The 17133-nt window shown below is 70.2% G+C and carries 18 protein-coding genes; all 18 read left to right on the top strand.

Translation table 11 applies throughout. The annotated features are described in order from the left end of the window. Positions 1-107 precede the first annotated feature (107 nt). The 18 genes from ACIQWA_RS11920 (at position 108) to ACIQWA_RS11835 (ending at position 17125) form a co-directional block, all read left to right on the top strand. Positions 108-1244, top strand: a complete 1137-nt coding sequence (locus ACIQWA_RS11920; protein WP_402481186.1) for an LCP family protein — start codon at positions 108-110, stop codon at positions 1242-1244. Positions 1245-1395: 151 nt separating this feature from the next. Continuing rightward, a complete protein-coding gene (gene rpmE / locus ACIQWA_RS11915; RefSeq protein WP_030235761.1) occupies positions 1396-1617 on the top strand; it encodes a 50S ribosomal protein L31 in 222 nt (73 codons plus the stop codon). 150 nt (positions 1618-1767) lie between these two features. After that, complete coding sequence (prfA, locus tag ACIQWA_RS11910) at positions 1768-2844, top strand: peptide chain release factor 1 (RefSeq protein WP_402481183.1); 1077 nt, start codon at positions 1768-1770, stop codon at positions 2842-2844. A gap of 63 nt (positions 2845-2907) precedes the next feature. After that, positions 2908-3774 carry a peptide chain release factor N(5)-glutamine methyltransferase gene (gene prmC, locus ACIQWA_RS11905; RefSeq protein WP_360233602.1) on the top strand — a complete coding sequence of 289 codons (867 nt, stop codon included), beginning with the start codon at positions 2908-2910 and terminating at the stop codon, positions 3772-3774. A gap of 251 nt (positions 3775-4025) precedes the next feature. Next, a complete protein-coding gene (locus ACIQWA_RS11900) occupies positions 4026-4673 on the top strand; it encodes an L-threonylcarbamoyladenylate synthase (RefSeq protein ID WP_360233605.1) in 648 nt (215 codons plus the stop codon). A 32-nt stretch (positions 4674-4705) separates the two neighbouring features. Next, positions 4706-5347 (top strand): protein-tyrosine-phosphatase, encoded by a 642-nt coding sequence (locus ACIQWA_RS11895; protein WP_360233710.1) that lies wholly within the window; start codon positions 4706-4708, stop codon positions 5345-5347. A 109-nt stretch (positions 5348-5456) separates the two neighbouring features. After that, the gene (gene glyA / locus ACIQWA_RS11890; protein ID WP_360233608.1) at positions 5457-6737 is read left to right on the top strand and encodes a serine hydroxymethyltransferase; all 1281 of its coding nucleotides are present in this window, start codon (positions 5457-5459) and stop codon (positions 6735-6737) included. 173 nt (positions 6738-6910) lie between these two features. Next, positions 6911-8191, top strand: a complete 1281-nt coding sequence (locus tag ACIQWA_RS11885; protein WP_360233611.1) for an MraY family glycosyltransferase — start codon at positions 6911-6913, stop codon at positions 8189-8191. A gap of 301 nt (positions 8192-8492) precedes the next feature. Then, positions 8493-8936 (top strand): hypothetical protein, encoded by a 444-nt coding sequence (locus ACIQWA_RS11880; RefSeq protein ID WP_402481178.1) that lies wholly within the window; start codon positions 8493-8495, stop codon positions 8934-8936. A gap of 285 nt (positions 8937-9221) precedes the next feature. Further along, positions 9222-10037, top strand: coding sequence for a F0F1 ATP synthase subunit A (gene atpB / locus ACIQWA_RS11875; protein ID WP_360233617.1), 816 nt, complete (start codon positions 9222-9224; stop codon positions 10035-10037). Between the two features lie 84 nt (positions 10038-10121). After that, a complete protein-coding gene (atpE, locus tag ACIQWA_RS11870) occupies positions 10122-10355 on the top strand; it encodes an ATP synthase F0 subunit C (protein ID WP_360233620.1) in 234 nt (77 codons plus the stop codon). A gap of 37 nt (positions 10356-10392) precedes the next feature. Beyond that, a complete protein-coding gene (locus tag ACIQWA_RS11865; RefSeq protein ID WP_360233623.1) occupies positions 10393-10953 on the top strand; it encodes a F0F1 ATP synthase subunit B in 561 nt (186 codons plus the stop codon). After that, positions 10950-11765: a F0F1 ATP synthase subunit delta gene (locus ACIQWA_RS11860; protein WP_402481174.1), complete on the top strand. Its 816-nt coding sequence runs from the start codon at positions 10950-10952 to the stop codon at positions 11763-11765. The genes ACIQWA_RS11865 and ACIQWA_RS11860 overlap by 4 nt, the downstream gene beginning before the upstream one ends. 172 nt (positions 11766-11937) lie before the next feature. Continuing rightward, a complete protein-coding gene (gene atpA, locus ACIQWA_RS11855; RefSeq protein WP_360233628.1) occupies positions 11938-13512 on the top strand; it encodes a F0F1 ATP synthase subunit alpha in 1575 nt (524 codons plus the stop codon). Between the two features lie 32 nt (positions 13513-13544). Next, positions 13545-14459 (top strand): F0F1 ATP synthase subunit gamma, encoded by a 915-nt coding sequence (locus ACIQWA_RS11850; RefSeq protein ID WP_360233631.1) that lies wholly within the window; start codon positions 13545-13547, stop codon positions 14457-14459. Between the two features lie 2 nt (positions 14460-14461). Beyond that, positions 14462-15907: a F0F1 ATP synthase subunit beta gene (atpD, locus tag ACIQWA_RS11845; RefSeq protein ID WP_402481171.1), complete on the top strand. Its 1446-nt coding sequence runs from the start codon at positions 14462-14464 to the stop codon at positions 15905-15907. Between the two features lie 184 nt (positions 15908-16091). Continuing rightward, a complete protein-coding gene (locus tag ACIQWA_RS11840) occupies positions 16092-16475 on the top strand; it encodes a F0F1 ATP synthase subunit epsilon (protein WP_360233637.1) in 384 nt (127 codons plus the stop codon). Between the two features lie 149 nt (positions 16476-16624). Further along, positions 16625-17125: a DUF2550 domain-containing protein gene (locus ACIQWA_RS11835; RefSeq protein WP_030057523.1), complete on the top strand. Its 501-nt coding sequence runs from the start codon at positions 16625-16627 to the stop codon at positions 17123-17125. The last annotated feature ends 8 nt before the right edge of the window (positions 17126-17133 follow it).

Genomic DNA, 17133 nt, shown 5'->3' with positions numbered 1-17133 from the left:
CGGATCGCGCGAGCGGTCCGGGGTTCCGTGCGTCCGTGGCCGCTTTGTTCCAGAGTTGGGACAGCTTGGGACTATTTGATCTTCTTGTCCGATTTACTCTGGACCGTATGGCCGAGCACAAGAGGGTCCCGAGTCGCCGCCGCAAGGTCCTGCGGTGGTCCGCCTGCGCGGTCGCCGCGCTCGTCGTCGCCGGCGGCGGCGCGGGGGCGTACGCGTACCTGAAGCTCAACGGCAACATCAAGAGCGTCGACATCGACTCCCGGCTCGGCGACGCCCGGCCCCCGGCCGCCACCGACGGCTCCTTCAACATCCTGGTGCTGGGCTCCGACTCGCGGGTCGGCGAGAACGGCGACCTGGCCGGCGGGGACACCGGCGACTCCGCCCGCTCCGACACCGCGATGGTGGTCCACGTCTACCAGGACCACTCCAGGGCCTCGGTCGTCTCGATCCCGCGCGACACCCTGGTCGACCGCCCGCAGTGCACCGACGGCGCCGGCAAGACCGTCCCGGCGGCCAAGCGCGCGATGTACAACAGCGCCTTCGAGGCGGGCGGCGCGGCCTGCGCCGTCAAGACCACCGAGCAGCTCACCGGGCTGCGGATGGACCACTACCTCCAGGTGGACTTCGCCGGCTTCGCCCGGGTCGTGGACGCGATAGGCGGGGCCACCGTGACCACCACGGTGGCCATCCACGACAAGGACAGCGGGCTCGACCTGCCGGCGGGCCAGCACCATCTGGACGGACAGCAGGCGCTGGCCTTCGTGCGCACCCGGCACGGCGTCGGCGACGGCAGCGACCTCGGCCGGATCGAGCTGCAGAAGCAGATGGTCAAGTCGCTGCTCCAGCAGGCCGGCGGGCTCGGGCTGTTCTCCAACCCGGTCAAGCTGTGGTCGATCGGCGACACCATGACCAAGAGCGTCACCACCGACTCCGCGCTCGGCTCGGTGAACTCCCTGGTCGGGCTCGTGCAGGAGCTCAAGGGGATCGGGCCGGACCAGCTGAGCATGGTCACCCTGCCGGTGGTGACCGCGCCCAGCGACCCCAACCGGGTGGTCGAGCAGCAGCCGCAGGCCGGGAGCCTCTGGGCGGCGCTCAGGGCGGACCAGCCCCTCCCGCAGGCGGTGGTCTCGGCCCAGCCGGAGAACCCCGCCCAGGCGGCCCCCACGGCCCCGACGACGGGCGCCGCCGGGCAGTCCGTGAAGCCGACCGTGAAGCCGTCCGTGAAGCCCACCGCGGCCCGCTGAGCCGTCGGCCCGACGTCCCCCGGAATAAGCCGCGGCGGGACCCGGTTTGGGAAGATGCGGCCGGTCCTGGCAGACTGGTCCGTCGGTCCCGGTTCACGTGCGGCATTCCCAGCCGCCGACCCGGTGCCCTCCCGAAAACTAGGAGAACCCCTTGAAGTCCAACGTTCACCCGGAGTACGTGGTCACCCGCGTGACCTGCACCTGCGGCGCCGAGTTCACCACCCGCTCGACCGAGACCAGTGGCGAGATCCGCGCCGAGGTCTGCTCGCAGTGCCACCCGTTCTACACCGGCAAGCAGAAGATCCTCGACACCGGTGGCCGCGTGGCCCGCTTCGAGGCCCGCTTCGGCAAGCAGCACAGCGCGAAGGCCTAGCGCTCCCTCGGCGCCGGTTCCCGGTGCCCCCTACTCGTTGTCGGGGGCGCAGGGGGCCGGCGCCGTTCGCGTCCCAGCGCGAACCGCGCAGCTCCGCCCCGTTCCGCACCCCCCCCGCACGTTCCGAGTCCCCGGGAAGAAGGCCACCCCATGTTCGAGGCAGTCGAAGAGCTCCTCGTCGAGCACGCCGACCTCGAGACGAGGCTGGCCGACCCGTCGGTCCACGCGGACCAGAACAACGCCCGCAAGCTGGCCAAGCGGTACGCCGAGCTGACCCCGATCACCCGGGTCTACCGGCAGTGGCGGCAGGCCGGCGAGGACATCGAGGCCGCGCGCGAACTCGCCGCCGAGGACCCGGAGTTCATCTCCGAGGTGAAGGACTCCGAGGCGCGCCGCGACGAGCTGACCGAGGAACTGCGGCTGCTGCTCGTCCCGCGCGACCCGAGCGACGACAAGGACGTCATCCTGGAGATCAAGGCGGGCGAGGGCGGCGAGGAGTCCGCGCTGTTCGCCGGCGACCTGCTCCGGATGTACCTGCGCTACGCCGAGCGGATCGGCTGGAAGACCGAGATCATCGACTCCAACGAGTCCGACCTCGGCGGCTACAAGGACGTCTCGGTGGCCGTGAAGACCAAGGGCAGCGCCGAGCCCGGCCAGGGCGTCTGGGCCCGGTTGAAGTACGAGGGCGGCGTGCACCGCGTGCAGCGCGTCCCCGCCACCGAGTCGCAGGGCCGCATCCACACCTCCGCGGCGGGCGTGCTGGTCACCCCCGAGGCGGAGGAGGTCGAGGTCGAGATCGTCGCCAACGACCTGCGGATCGACGTCTACCGCTCCTCCGGCCCGGGCGGCCAGTCGGTCAACACCACCGACTCGGCGGTCCGGATCACCCACCTGCCGACCGGTATCGTGGCGTCCTGCCAGAACGAGAAGAGCCAGCTGCAGAACAAGGAGCAGGCGATGCGCATCCTGCGTTCGCGGCTGCTGGCCGCCGCGCAGGAGGAGGCCGAGCGGGAGGCCTCGGACGCGCGTCGCAGCCAGGTCCGCACGGTGGACCGCTCCGAGCGGATCCGGACGTACAACTACCCGGAGAACCGCATCTCGGACCACCGCACGGGCTTCAAGGCGTACAACCTGGACCAGGTCCTGGACGGCGACCTGAACGCCGTGATCCAGTCCTGCGTCGACAAGGACGCGGCGGCCAAGCTCGCCGCGGCCCAAGAGAACTGAGACCGGCGCGCCCCAGCCCGACGCAAGACCGAAGCCGGAGCGCAGAAACATGAGGTCGTACGGATGAACCTGCTGCTCGCCGAGGTGGCCCAGGCCACCCAGCGGTTGGCCGCGGCCGGCGTGCCGTCGCCGCGCTTCGACGCGGAGGAACTTGCCGCCTACGTCCACAACGTCAAGCGCAGCCAGCTGCACACCGTGCAGGACGCCGACTTCGACGCCCGCTACTGGGAGGCGGTCTCGCGCCGCGAGGCCCGCGAGCCGCTGCAGCACATCACCGGGCGGGCGTTCTTCCGCTACCTCGAACTGGCGGTCGGCCCCGGGGTGTTCGTGCCCCGGCCGGAGACCGAGACGGTCGTCGAGTGGGCGATAGACGCGGTGCGCGACATGGACGTCGCCGAGCCGCTGGTGGTCGACCTGTGCTCCGGCTCGGGCGCCATCGCGCTCGCCCTGGCCCAGGAGCTGCCGCGCTCGACCGTGCACGCCTTCGAGCTGGACGCGGGGGCGCTGGAGTACACCCGGCGCAACATCGAGGCCAGCCCGGACCGGGCCAGGGTCACCCTGCACGCCGGTGACGCCACCAAGGCCTTCGAGGACGACCGCTCCTGGGACGGCCGCTTCGACCTGGTGATCTCCAACCCGCCGTACATCCCGCTCACCGAGTGGGAGTACGTCGCGCCGGAGGCCCGCGACCACGACCCGCAGATGTCCCTGTTCTCCGGCGAGGACGGCCTGGACACCATCCGCGGCATCGAGCGGGTGGCCGCCCGGCTGCTCCGCCCGGGCGGCGCGGTGGTGATCGAGCACGCCGACCAGCAGGGCGGCCAGGTGCCGTGGATCTTCAACGAGGAGCGCGGTTGGACGGACACGGCCGACCACCGCGACCTGAACAACCGGCCCCGCTTCACGACCGCCCGGAGGGTCGGGTCGTGAACATCGAGCACCGTACGACCGCCCGGAGGGTCGGGTCGTGAACATCGAGCACCGTACGACGGCCCGGAGGGTCGGGTCGTGAACATCGAGCACCGCACGACGGCCCGGAGGGTCGGGTCGTGAACATCGAGCACCGCACGACCGCCCGCAGGGTCGGGTCGTGAACATCGAGCACCGTACGACCGGCCGCGGGGCCGGGTCGTGAACACCGCCGTGAACGTCATGAGCCTTTCCGGAAGGGGACCGCACCGATGAGCCGCCGCTACGACTGTGCCGACGCCGGGGACCGCGCCACCGGCCTGCGCGAGGCCGCATCGGCCATCCGCCGCGGCGAACTCGTCGTGCTGCCCACCGACACCCTGTACGGGGTCGGTGCGGACGCCTTCTCCCCGGAGGCCGTCGGCGAGCTGCTGGCCGCCAAGGGCCGCGGCCGCAACATGCCCTCGCCCGTCCTGGTCGGCTCGCCGACCACCCTGCACGGCCTGGTCACCGACTTCTCCGAGCAGGCCTGGGAGCTGGTCGACGCGTTCTGGCCCGGCGGGCTCACCCTGGTCGCCAAGCACCAGCCCTCGCTGCGCTGGGACCTCGGCGAGACCCGCGGCACCGTCGCGGTCCGGATGCCGCTGCACCCGGTCGCCATCGAGCTGCTGAACAGCACCGGCCCGCTCGCCGTCTCCAGCGCCAACAAGACCGGCGGCCCGTCCCCGGCGACCTGTGACGAGGCGCAGGCCCAGCTGGGCGACGCGATCTCGGTCTACCTGGACGGCGGCACCGCCGACCACGCCACCGCCTCGTCCATCGTCGACGTCACCGGCAAGGTGCCCGTGCTCCTGCGGGCCGGGGCGATCAGCATCGAGCAGCTGAGGGAGGTCGTCCCCGACCTGGAGGCCGGAAGTTGACACCCACCGCCTCGCTCCATGACGGGCCCGGCATAGCGCCGTACCTGAGCGTGGGTCCCAGGCCGCTGGACCACTTCCGGATCCTGTTCGTCTGTACGGGGAACATCTGCCGCTCGCCGATCGCCGAGCGGCTCACCCGGCGTGAGCTGGACACCCGGCTCAGCCCCCGGGTGGCCGGGCGGATCCTGGTGGAGAGCGCCGGCACCTGGGGCCACGTGGGCGCGCCGATGGAGGACCACGCGGCGACCGTGCTCGACGAGTACGGCGCCGACAGCGGGGGCTTCACCGGCCGGGAACTGCTGGACGAGCACGTGGTCGAGGCCGACCTGGTGCTGACCGCGACCCTGGACCACCGCGCCCAGGTGATCTCGATGGGCCACGAGGCGGGCCTGCGCACCTTCACGATGAAGGAGTTCACCCGGCTGGTCCGGACGATCGACCCGGGCACCCTGCCCGACCCGCGCCGCGGCGCCGACGTCACCGAGCGGGCCCGCGCCCTGGTGCGGGCCGCCGCCGCGCTGCGCGGCTGGCTGCTGGCCGCGACCCCGGAGTCCGACGAGGTGGACGACCCGTACGGCGCTCCGATCGGCATGTTCCGCAACTGCGGCGAGGAGATATTCCACGCGGTCGACCCGGTGGTCACCGCGCTGACGGGCGTGCCCGCGCCGCGCTGACGCCTGCCCGCGCCGCGCTGACGGCCGAACGGCCCCTTCTCGGCGGGCCGGACGGGGGCGACCGTCCTACGCTGGGGGCACCGTCCCTGCCGCGCCCGGGAGCCCTGCCATGACCGTCACCGATGCCGCGACCGGCCCGACCGCGACGACGGGGCGCCCGTGGGCGTCCGAGGCGCTGCACCGGGCGGATCCGCAGATCGCCGACCTGCTGGCCGCCGAGTCCGAGCGGCGCGCCGAAACGATCCAGCTGCTGGCGGGGGAGAACCTGACCACGCCCGCCGTGCTGGCGGCGCTGACCGGGCCGCTGATCGACAAGTACGCCGAGGGCTACCCCGGCCGCCGGCACCACACCGGCTGCGCGCTGGCGGACGCCGCGGAGCTGCTGGCGATCGACCGGGCGCGCGAGTTGTTCGCCGCGCCGCACGCCAACGTCCAGCCCCGGTCGGCGACTTCGGCGATGCTCGCGGCCTACGCGGCGCTGCTGCGGCCCGGTGACGGGGTGCTGGCGATGTCGCTGGAGCACGGCGGCCACCTCAGCTGCGGCTCGCGGGCCAACTTCTCCGGCCGCTGGTTCGAGTTCACCGGCTACGGCGTGCGCGAGGACGACGGCCTGATCGACCTGGACCAGGTGCGCGAGCTGGCCCGGCGGCACCGCCCGAAGGCCGTGGTGGCGGGCTCGATCTCCTACCCCCGGCACCCGGACTGGGCGGCCTTCCGGGAGATCGCCGACGAGGTGGACGCCTATCTGATCGCCTCCGTCGCGCAGACCACCGGCCTGATCGCGGCCGGTGTGGCGCCCTCCCCGGTGCCGTACGCGGACGTCACGGTGGCCGCCACCCACAAGCTGCTGCGCGGCCCGCGCGGCGGTCTGCTGCTGTCCACCGCGGAGCTGGCCGAGCGGATCGACCGGGCGGTGTTCCCGTTCAGCCAGGGCGGCGCGGCGATGAACGAGGTGGCCGGCAAGGCGGTGGCCCTCGCGGAGGCCGGGACGCCCGCCTACCGGGCGTACGCGCAGCGGACCGTGTCCGGGGCGCAGGCGCTCGCCAGGGGGCTCGCAGAGGCCGGAATGCGCCCTCTGACGGGCGGTACCGACACCCACCTGGTGACCGCCGACGTCAGCCCGCTCGGCGTGACCGGTGCGGAGGCCGAACGACGCTGCGCGGCGGCCGGGTTGCTGCTCGGCAAGTGCGCGCTGCCGTACGACCCGGCGCCGCCCGCCGACGCCTCCGGGATCAGGCTGGGCACGGGCACCGTGACCAGCCAGGGGATGGGGGAGGCGGAGCTGGCCGGGATCGCCGCACTGATCGGCCGGCTGCTCGCCGGGGAGCCCCCCGGGCCGGTCGCGGCGCAGGTCCGGGAGCTGGCGGCGGCCTTCGCGGGGCGGGCCTGAGGCCCGGGCGTCCGCGGGGATTCGGATCTCCTACCCGGGAGAGCGAACCGCGATGCACGTCCCGGGCGTCCGACTCAATAAGGTGTGTGCCGTGGCGACGCACCTCGAACCCCGGGAAGGCAGGGGAGTACCTTCGGTACCTCCCCGTTCGACAGTGATGCAGGAGGCCAGTGGTGCGTGAGTATCTGCTGGTGCTGTTCTGCACCGCCGCCGTCACCTACCTGCTGACCGGCCCGGTCCGGAAGTTCGCCATCGCGGCGGGCGCGATGCCCCCGGTCCGCGCCCGCGACGTGCACCGCGAGCCCACTCCCCGGCTCGGCGGCATCGCGATGTTCGGCGGACTGTGCGCGGGCATCCTGGTCGCCTCCCAGCTGGACAACCTGAGCAAGGTGTTCAACGGGGGCAGTGACATCCGCGCGCTGTTGTCCGGCGCCGGGATCATGTTCCTGCTCGGGGTGCTGGACGACAAGTGGGGCGTGGACGCCCTGGTCAAGCTGGGCGGCCAGATGATCGCCGCCGGCGTGATGGTCTGGCAGGGCGTCACGGTGATCAGCCTCCCGGTGCCCGGCGTCGGTTCGGTCGCGGTGAGCCCGACCCAGGGCATGGTCATCTCGGTCACCCTGGTCGTCGTCATGGTCAACGCGGTGAACTTCATCGACGGACTGGACGGCCTGGCGGGCGGCATGGTCTGCATCGCCGCGATGGCCTTCTTCCTGTACAGCTACCGGCTCTGGTACGGCTACACGATCTCCGACGCGGCCCCCGCCGTGCTGTTCAGCGTGCTGCTGATCGGCATGTGCCTGGGCTTCCTGGCGCACAACATGCACCCCGCGCGGATCTTCATGGGCGACTCCGGCTCGATGATGCTCGGCCTGATGCTGGCCGTCGCGGCGATCTCGATCACCGGCCGGGTCGACCCGGACCTGATCAACAGCGAGACCGGCTCGCAGACCGCCACCGTGCACACCCTGGTGCCGATCTACATCCCGCTGCTGCTGCCGCTGACGGTCATCGCGCTGCCGCTGGCCGACCTACTGCTCGCGGTGGTGCGCCGCACCTGGGCCGGCCAGTCCCCGTTCGCCGCCGACAAGCGCCACCTGCACCACCGGCTGCTCCAGGTCGGGCACTCGCACAGCCGGGCCGTGCTGATCATGTACTTCTGGGCCGCGCTGATCGCCTTCGGCACGGTCGCCTTCTCGGTGACCAACACCGGCCGCACGGTGGTGCTGACCCTCGCCGGGCTCTGCCTGGTCGGCCTGGTGGTCCTGCTGACGCCGCGGTTCCGGCCGCGGGCGCCCCGGGCGGTGCAGTCCTTCGTCCCGCCGCGGTACCGGCGGCGCTCGCCGTCCGCCCCGATGGCCGAACTGTCGGCGAAGGACAAGCAACTTCTGGGTGAAGCCAGCCGGGGGTCCACCGCGTCCACCGACCACCACAAGGCCACCGGCCGCCGGTGACAGCGAAGTTGACGATCCGCCAGGTGGGCTCACCCGTACGGCGGATTCGTTGCGCCGTCGGTGTGACAGGAGCCACACATTCATGGTAAAGCTCTCATCAAATAGTTTGTGATACCGTTCACGAGTACCGAGAACACGCCGAAAGACCTGACAGGTGGAGGACTTCCGTCCCTGGTCGGTCTCCCTCGACGGATCCGCCGCTCACCGCGGGCGGTCCGGCGGCGGCCACTCGGTCCGGTGTCACCCCGCCACCATCTGTGCCCGTCCCCCGCCACATCGACATGCCGCCGGAGCTGCCGACATGCCGTCCACCGACGCCCAGATCCTCCGGGGCGCCGCGATTCCCACTGCGGTCGCCGGGATCATCGCCATGGCGATCTCCTTCGCCGTCGCCGGTGGGAAGGGCCTGCTCGGCGCTTTCTTCGGCGCCCTCCTGGTGCTGGCCTTCTTCAGCTCCGGCCAGTTCGCGCTCGAGCGGCTGACCAGGTCGAACCCGCAGATCATGATGGCCGCGGCGCTGATGGTGTACACCACCCAGATCCTGCTGGTCGGCATCGTGCTCGCGGTGTTCAAGGACACCGAGCTCTTCAACCGGCAGACCTTCGCCTTCACGTTGATCGGCTGCGTGCTGGTCTTCACCGGCTTCCAGGTGCGCGGCGCACTCAAGGCCAAGATGTTCTACGTCGACCCCCACGCCTCGGAAAGCAAGGGTGACAAGCCCTCCGACAAGGGTCGTCAACAGTGACGAGGCCCAGCTGTCCCCCCAACGAGGGGGGCGGTGTTTATGCCGCACTGACGGGCTGCTATCGTCCGTCGCAACAACGGAGTACGGGAAGAGGCCAGGTCTGTCCGGACATTGGACGGATCGCCCCCCGGACCCGCGCAGTCTTCGATGATCCCGTGGTCGCGCAGCGCGCCGTCGCGCGGGGTCGGCGAGAAACCCATCAAGTTCCAGTGCCGCTCCGTGGTCGCAGGCCACGCCGACACACCGAGGTTGCCGTAACCATGCGTCACGACGAAGGAGTCCGTGGTGAGTGCTGAACTCACGTCCTCGCTCGCCTCAGGCAGTTGCCACTTCGGGGACGCTGGCTGCGGCTTCCCGGCCCCGGGCCTGAACGAGTTCCAGTTCAAGCCGATCTTCTCGGTCGGCGGCGTCGACTTCAACAAGCCGATGCTGCTGTCGATCATCGTCGCGCTCCTGATCGTCGTGTTCTTCTGGGCCGCCTTCGCCAAGCCGCGCCTGGTCCCCGGCAAGCTGCAGCTGGTCGCCGAGATCGGTTACGACTTCGTCAAGCGCTCGATCGCGCTGGAGACGATCGGCAAGCGGGGCGAGAAGTACGTCCCGATGCTGGTCTCGATGTTCTTCTTCATCTGGTTGATGAACATCATGTCGATCATCCCGTTCGCCCAGTTCCCGGTGACGGCGGCGATCGCGTTCCCGGCCGGTCTGGCCGCGGTCGTGTGGATCACCTACATGACGCTGACCTTCAAGACCCACGGGTTCGTCGGCGGCATGAAGAACCTCTGCTGGCCGTCGGGCATCCCGGGCTGGGTCATGTTCATCCTGGTCCCGATCGAGTTCTTCTCGAACATCTTCGTGCGCCCCTTCACCCTGGCGGTCCGAGCCTTCGCGAACATGTTCGCCGGCCACCTGCTGGTCGTGATGTTCTCCGTCGCCTCCTGGTACCTGCTCAGCCCGACCCTGGGCGCGCTGTACGGCTCGGCCTCCTTCGTGGTCGCCGTCGGCCTCACCGCCTTCGAGCTGCTGGTCCAGTTCCTGCAGGCCTACATCTTCGTGATGCTGGCCAGCAGCTACATCGCCGGTGCCCTGGAAGAGGCGCACTGAGCCACGCAGCTCCGGCTGCCACCCCTCCCGAACGCCCGGTGGCCAACCACCACCGGTCCACCACCCCGCAAAGGACAAGCTGAAATGCAGAACCTCGCTGAGGTCTACGGTTCCGTCGCCTCCCTCGGTTACGGCCTCGCCGCGATCGGCCCCGGCATCGGTGTTGGTCTCATCTTCGGTAACGGTGTCCAGGCCATGGCCCGTCAGCCCGAGGCTGTCGGTCTGATCCGCACCAACATGTTCATCGGCTTCGCGCTGACCGAGGCGCTCGCCCTCATCGGCATCGTCATGCCGTTCGTCTTCGGCGCCGGCAAGTAATTCCCACGCCGTAGACCCTTTCGAGGAAGGTCCAGATATGAGTTTCGCGGCACAGCTCGCGGAGGAGGGGGAGAAGATGAACCCCCTGCTTCCCGCGTGGCCCGAGATCATCATCGGCCTGCTCTGCTTCTTCATCGTCTTCGGTCTGCTCGGCAAGAAGCTCCTCCCCAGCATCGAGAAGGTGCTGTCGGAGCGCCGGGACGCCATCGAAGGCGGCATGGAGCGCGCCGAGGCCGCCCAGGCGGAGGCCCAGGCCCTGCTTGAGCAGTACCGCGCCGAGCTCGCCGAGGCGCGCCACGAGGCTGCCCGCATCGTCGAGCAGGCTCGCGAGCAGGGCGCCGCCCAGCTCGCCGAGATGCGCGAGGAGGGCCAGCGTCAGCGCGAGGCCATCGTCGCCGCCGGCCACGCCCAGATCGAGGCCGACAAGAAGCAGGCGACTGCCGCCCTGCGTCAGGACGTGGGTTCGCTGGCCACCCAGCTGGCTTCCCGCATCGTCGGCGAGTCCCTCGAGGACAACGCCCGGCAGAGCGGCGTGATCGACCGCTTCCTGAACGAGCTCGAGGCCAAGGCCGCCGTGGCTCAGGGTGCGGCCAAGTGATCGGCGCCAGCCGCGAGGCGCTTGCCGCCGGCCGGCAGAACCTGGACAGCCTGACCGACTCCACCTCGGTGGACGCGGCCAAGCTCGCCGAGGAACTCACCGCCGTCACGGCCGTGCTGGACCGCGAGGTGTCGCTGCGCCGCGTGCTGACCGACCCGTCCCGGTCGGGGCAGGACAAGGCCCAGCTGGTCACCTCGCTGCTGACCGGTCAGGTCTCCGGCGAGACCGTCGACCTGGTCTCCGGCCTGGTCCGATCCCGCTGGTCGGGTGCGCGTGACCTGGTGGACGCGGTCGAGGAGCTCGCCGCCTACGCCGAGGTCATCGCCGCGGACAAGGCCGGCGCCCTGGACGACGTCGAGGACGAGCTGTTCCGCTTCGGCCGGGTGGTCAGCGGCTCGCACGAGCTGCGCGCCGCGCTCACCGAGCCGAAGGCCGGCACCGGCGCGAAGGCCGGGCTGATCAACAAGCTGCTCGGCGGCCGCGCCAACGCCGGCACCGTCCGGCTGGTCACCGCCCTCGTCAACGCGCCGCGCGGCCGTAGCCTGGAGCAGGGCCTCGAGTCCTACTCGAAGCTCGCCGCCGCGCGCCGCGGCCGCATGGTGGCCCTGGTCACCAGCGCGGTGCCGCTGTCGGACACCCAGAAGGAGCGCCTCACCGGTGCTCTGGGCCGGATGTACGGCCGCCAGGTCCACCTGAACATCGACGTCGACCCCGAGGTCGTCGGCGGTGTGCGGGTGCAGATCGGCGACGAGATCATCGACGGCACCGTGTCGAGCCGCCTCGAAGGCGCTCGTCAGTCGCTCGAAGGCTGAGCAGCACCGAGCAGCACCGAGCAGCCCATCCGACCCTCGGTCGGGAAACCGGCTCCCCATGGAGTCGGCAAAACGTACGGCCGGTTCATACGACCCGGCCGAGAGTCGAGTACTTGCGGCCGGCCCTCAACGGCGGGCCGAGGATCGCAAACTAGGAGAGCAGGGAAGCCTGATGGCGGAGCTTACGATCCGTCCGGAGGAGATCCGGGACGCGCTGGCCGACTTTGTCCAGTCGTACCAGCCGGACGCCGCTTCTGTGGAAGAGGTCGGCACGGTCACTGACGCGGCGGACGGCATCGCGCATGTCGAGGGCCTGCCCTCGGTCATGGCGAACGAGCTGCTGAAGTTCGAGGACGGCACGCTCGGCCTCGCGCTGAACCTCGACACCCGCGAGATCGGTGTCGTCGTCCTCGGTGAGTTCGGCGGTATCGAAGAGGGCCAGACCGTGCGCCGCACCGGCGAGGTCCTCTCGGTTCCGGTCGGCGACGGCTACCTCGGCCGCGTCGTGGACCCGCTGGGCAACCCGATCGACGGCCTCGGCGAGATCGCCGCCACCGGCCGTCGCGCCCTTGAGCTGCAGGCCCCCGGCGTCATGGCCCGCAAGTCGGTCAAGCAGCCGCTGCAGACCGGTATCAAGGCCATCGACGCGATGACCCCGATCGGCCGTGGCCAGCGTCAGCTGATCATCGGTGACCGCCAGACCGGCAAGACCGCGGTGGCCGTCGACACGATCATCAACCAGCGCGACAACTGGCGCTCGGGCGACCCGGAGAAGCAGGTCCGCTGCATCTACGTCGCCGTGGGCCAGAAGGGCTCCACCATCGCGTCCGTCCGCGGCGCCCTGGAGGAGGCCGGCGCGCTGGAGTACACCACCATCGTGGCCGCTCCCGCGTCCGACCCGGCCGGTTTCAAGTACCTGGCCCCGTACACCGGTTCGGCCATCGGCCAGGAGTGGATGTACGACGGCAAGCACGTCCTGATCATCTTCGACGACCTGTCGAAGCAGGCCGAGGCCTACCGTTCCGTCTCCCTGCTGCTGCGCCGCCCGCCGGGCCGCGAGGCCTACCCGGGTGACGTCTTCTACCTGCACTCCCGCCTGCTGGAGCGCTGCGCGAAGCTGAACGACGCCCTGGGCGGCGGCTCGATGACCGGTCTGCCGATCATCGAGACCAAGGCCAACGACGTCTCGGCGTACATCCCGACCAACGTCATCTCCATCACCGACGGCCAGTGCTTCTTGGAGTCCGACCTGTTCAACGCCGGCATCCGCCCGGCCGTGAACGTCGGTATCTCGGTCTCCCGCGTCGGTGGCTCCGCCCAGATCAAGGCCATGCGCTCGGTCGCCGGCCGTCTGCGCCTGGACCTCGCCCAGTACCGTGAGCTGGAGGCCTTCGCCGGCTTCGGCTCCGACCTGGACGCGGCCTCCAAGGCCCAGCTGGAGCGCGGTGCGCGCATGGTCGAGCTGCTCAAGCAGGGCCAGTACCAGCCGTTCCCGGTCGAGGAGCAGGTCGTCTCCATCTGGGCCGGTACCACCGGCAAGCTGGACGACGTCCCGGTCGCCGAGATCCGTCGCTTCGAGCGCGAGTTCCTGGACCACGTCCGCCTGCAGCACAAGGACCTGCTCGCCGGCATCGTCGAGACCGGTCTGCTGGCCGACGGCACCGTCGACGCCCTGACCGGCGCGATCGAGGCCTTCAAGCAGGGTTACCAGACCGCCGACGGCAAGCTGCTCTCCGAGCAGGCCTGAGTCCGGTAGCGAGGGAAAGGACGTAACGACCCATGGGAGCACAGCTTCGGGTCTACAAGCGCCGGATCCGCTCTGTCACCGCGACGAAGAAGATCACCAAGGCGATGGAGATGATCTCCGCGGCGCGCATCGGCAAGGCGCAGCGCGCGGTGGCGGCCTCCGCTCCGTACGCCGACGAGCTCACCCGGGCGGTGACGGCGGTGGCCACCCGGTCCAACGCCAAGCACCCGCTCACCACCGAGAACCCGAACGCCACCCGCGCGGCGGTCCTGCTGATCACGGCGGACCGCGGCCTGGCCGGCGGTTACTCGTCCAACGCCATCAAGGCCTCGCTGACGCTCTCCGAGCGCCTGCGCGGCGAGGGCAAGGACGTCGTGACCTACGTCGTCGGTCGGAAGGGTCTGTCGTACTACACCTTCCGCAACCTGGCGGTGGGGAACTCGTGGACGGGCTTCTCGGACAAGCCGACCTACGGCGACGCGAAGATGGTGGCGGCCGAGCTGATCGAGGCCTTCACGGCCGAGACCGGCGGCGTGGACGAACTCCACGTGGTCTCGACCGAGTTCGTGTCCATGCTGACGCAGGACGCGGTCGCGGCGCGGCTGCTGCCGCTCAAGCTGGACGAGGTCCAGCTCAGCGACCAGTCGCCGGCCAAGTCGGAGATCTTCCCGCTGTACGACTTCGAACCGTCGGCGGAGGGCGTGCTCGACGCGCTGCTGCCGCGGTACGTCGAGAGCCGGATCTACAACGCGCTGCTGCAGTCGGCCGCTTCCGAGCACGCCGCCCGCCGCCGCGCGATGAAGAGCGCGACGGACAATGCCGGCGAGCTCATCAAGTCGCTCACGCGGCTTGCCAACTCGGCCCGTCAGGCCGAGATCACCCAGGAAATCAGCGAGATCGTCGGCGGCGCCAACGCCCTCGCCGACGCTAGCCGCGGGAGCGAATGAGAATGACCACCACTGTTGAGCCGACCACGGCGACGGGCCGCGTCGCGCGGGTCATCGGCCCGGTCGTCGACGTGGAGTTCCCCGTCGACGCGATTCCGGAGATGTACAACGCCCTGCACGTCGAGGTGGACAACCCCGACGGCACGGGCAGGAAGACCCTCACCCTCGAGGTCGCCCAGCACCTCGGCGACGGCCTGGTCCGCGGCATCTCGATGCAGCCGACCGACGGCCTGGTCCGCGGTTCGCAGGTCACCGACACCGGTGCCGCGATCTCCGTGCCGGTCGGCCAGATCACCAAGGGCAAGGTGTTCAACGCCCTCGGTGACGTGCTGAACGTCGACAAGGCGGAGTTCGACAAGCAGGTCGAGGTCCGCTGGCCGATCCACCGCAAGGCGCCGGACTTCAAGGACCTCGAGTCCAAGACCGAGATGTTCGAGACCGGCATCAAGGTCATCGACCTGCTCACCCCGTACGTCACGGGTGGCAAGATCGGTCTGTTCGGTGGTGCCGGTGTCGGCAAGACCGTTCTGATCCAGGAGATGATCTACCGCGTCGCCGAGAACTTCGGTGGTGTGTCGGTGTTCGCCGGCGTCGGCGAGCGCACCCGTGAGGGCAACGACCTCATCGACGAGATGGTCGACTCGGGCGTTCTGGACAAGACCGCGCTGGTCTTCGGCCAGATGGACGAGCCGCCGGGCACCCGTCTGCGCGTCGCGCTCTCCGCGCTGACCATGGCGGAGTACTTCCGTGACGTCGAGAAGCAGGACGTGCTCCTCTTCATCGACAACATCTTCCGGTTCACCCAGGCCGGTTCCGAGGTGTCGACCCTGCTCGGCCGCATGCCCTCCGCGGTGGGCTACCAGCCGAACCTGGCCGACGAGATGGGCCTCCTCCAGGAGCGCATCACCTCGACCCGCGGTCACTCGATCACCTCGATGCAGGCGATCTACGTCCCCGCGGACGACCTGACCGACCCGGCCCCGGCCACCACCTTCGCCCACCTGGACGCGACCACCGTTCTGTCGCGCCCGATCTCGGAGAAGGGCATCTACCCGGCCGTCGACCCGCTGGACTCCACGTCCCGCATCCTCGACCCGCGGTACATCGCGCAGAACCACTACGACACGGCCATCCGCGTCAAGGGGATCCTGCAGAAGTACAAGGACCTCCAGGACATCATCGCCATCCTCGGTATGGACGAGCTGTCCGAAGAGGACAAGATCACGGTGCACCGCGCCCGTCGCATCGAGCGCTTCCTCTCGCAGAACACCTACGTGGCGAAGCAGTTCACCGGTGTCGAGGGCTCGACCGTGCCGCTGTCGGAGACCATCGAGGCCTTCAACTCGATCGCCGACGGCAAGTACGACTCCGTTCCGGAGCAGGCCTTCTTCATGTGCGGTGGCATCGAGGACCTCGAGAAGAACGCCGCCGAGCTGGCGAAGAAGTAGTCGCGGCCGGTAGCAGCTGAGTGACCGTGAGGGGTGGCCCCCGAGCCTGGGGACCACCCCTCGCGGCACATCGGCTGTGATTCCGGTCAAATCCGTGCCGCCGGTTTCATGCCGGGGGCGCGGGGCCGTTATTCTTACCGAAACTCCCGAGTAATCGGGGGTTGCATGAGCCTAGGAGCCCACGTTGGCTGAGCTGCACGTCGAGCTGGTCGCAGCCGACCGCAAGGTGTGGTCCGGTGCGGCCACCATCGTCGTCGCCCGTACGGCCTCCGGTGACACCGGCATCATGCCGGGCCACACCCCGGTGCTGAGCGTGCTGGAGACCGGTCCGGTCACCATCCGCACGGTGGACGGCGGCACCGTCATCGCCGCGGTGCACGGCGGCTTCATCTCCTTCGCCGACAACAAGCTGTCTCTGCTCGCGGAGATCGCCGAGCTGGCGGACGAGATCGATGTCGCGCGTGCCGAGCGCGCGCTGGAGGCGGCCAAGTCCGACCTGGACGCGCACGCCGAGCGTCGCGCCGAGGTCCGGCTGTTCGCGGCGCGCGGCCTCAAGGCCCACGCCTGAGTGTGCCGGACCCCGACTTCGCGGGGTCGACCGACGGTCCCGGGGACGCCTGAGCGTGACCCCGGGACTGTCGTCGTAGTTGGTAGGTCAGCGCGGTCGTCCGGGACGGCCGCAAACGGGGAACGCGGGTAGCGAGGAGGTAGGTGAGCATGGTCCTCGCGCTTGTGGTGTGTGCGGCGGTCGTGGCGCTGGGAGTGATCGGCCTGATGGCCTTCGCCGTACGCCGCCGCCTGATCCAGCGGGTCGGCGGCACGTTCGACTGCAGCTACCGGCTCAAAATGCCCGCCGACGCCTCGACGCAGCCCGACCTCGACGAGAACGGCAAACCCACCTCAGCCCCGGTCCCCCCGACCGACGGCAAGGGGTGGGTTTTCGGTATCGGGCGGTACAGCGGCGACTCGATCGAGTGGTTCCGGGTCTTCTCGTACGCCCCGCGCCCGCGCAAGGTCCTGCCCCGCCGGGAGATCGAGGTCCTGGGCCGGCGCTACCCGGAGGGCCAGGAGGAGCTGGCGCTGCTCTCCGGCTCGGTGGTGCTGCGCTGCCTGCACAACGGGGCGCCGCTGGAGCTGGCGATGAGCGAGGACGCGCTCACCGGCTTCCTGGCCTGGCTGGAGGCGGCCCCGCCCGGGCAAAGGGTCAACGTCGCCTGACCTCCCCG

It is taken from the genome of Kitasatospora sp. NPDC098652 (assembly GCF_044760155.1).
Taxonomy (GTDB): domain Bacteria; phylum Actinomycetota; class Actinomycetes; order Streptomycetales; family Streptomycetaceae; genus Kitasatospora.
The sequence above is the reverse complement of the archived record's forward strand: the minus strand, read 5'-3'. Positions and strand labels throughout refer to the sequence as shown.

Bases quoted from the DNA above. Each gene is read 5' to 3' on its own strand.
- ACIQWA_RS11880 (WP_402481178.1), top strand. From the start codon at position 8,493: ATGCCGTCCACCGACGCCCAGATCCTCCGGGGCGCCGCGATTCCCACT.
- ACIQWA_RS11920 (WP_402481186.1), top strand. From the start codon at position 108: ATGGCCGAGCACAAGAGGGTCCCGAGTCGCCGCCGCAAGGTCCTGCGG.
- glyA (WP_360233608.1), top strand. From the start codon at position 5,457: ATGACCGTCACCGATGCCGCGACCGGCCCGACCGCGACGACGGGGCGC.
- prmC (WP_360233602.1), top strand. From the start codon at position 2,908: ATGAACCTGCTGCTCGCCGAGGTGGCCCAGGCCACCCAGCGGTTGGCC.
- prfA (WP_402481183.1), top strand. From the start codon at position 1,768: ATGTTCGAGGCAGTCGAAGAGCTCCTCGTCGAGCACGCCGACCTCGAG.
- ACIQWA_RS11900 (WP_360233605.1), top strand. From the start codon at position 4,026: ATGAGCCGCCGCTACGACTGTGCCGACGCCGGGGACCGCGCCACCGGC.
- ACIQWA_RS11865 (WP_360233623.1), top strand. From the start codon at position 10,393: ATGAGTTTCGCGGCACAGCTCGCGGAGGAGGGGGAGAAGATGAACCCC.
- atpD (WP_402481171.1), top strand. From the start codon at position 14,462: ATGACCACCACTGTTGAGCCGACCACGGCGACGGGCCGCGTCGCGCGG.
- ACIQWA_RS11835 (WP_030057523.1), top strand. From the start codon at position 16,625: ATGGTCCTCGCGCTTGTGGTGTGTGCGGCGGTCGTGGCGCTGGGAGTG.
- atpA (WP_360233628.1), top strand. From the start codon at position 11,938: ATGGCGGAGCTTACGATCCGTCCGGAGGAGATCCGGGACGCGCTGGCC.
- ACIQWA_RS11850 (WP_360233631.1), top strand. From the start codon at position 13,545: ATGGGAGCACAGCTTCGGGTCTACAAGCGCCGGATCCGCTCTGTCACC.
- atpE (WP_360233620.1), top strand. From the start codon at position 10,122: ATGCAGAACCTCGCTGAGGTCTACGGTTCCGTCGCCTCCCTCGGTTAC.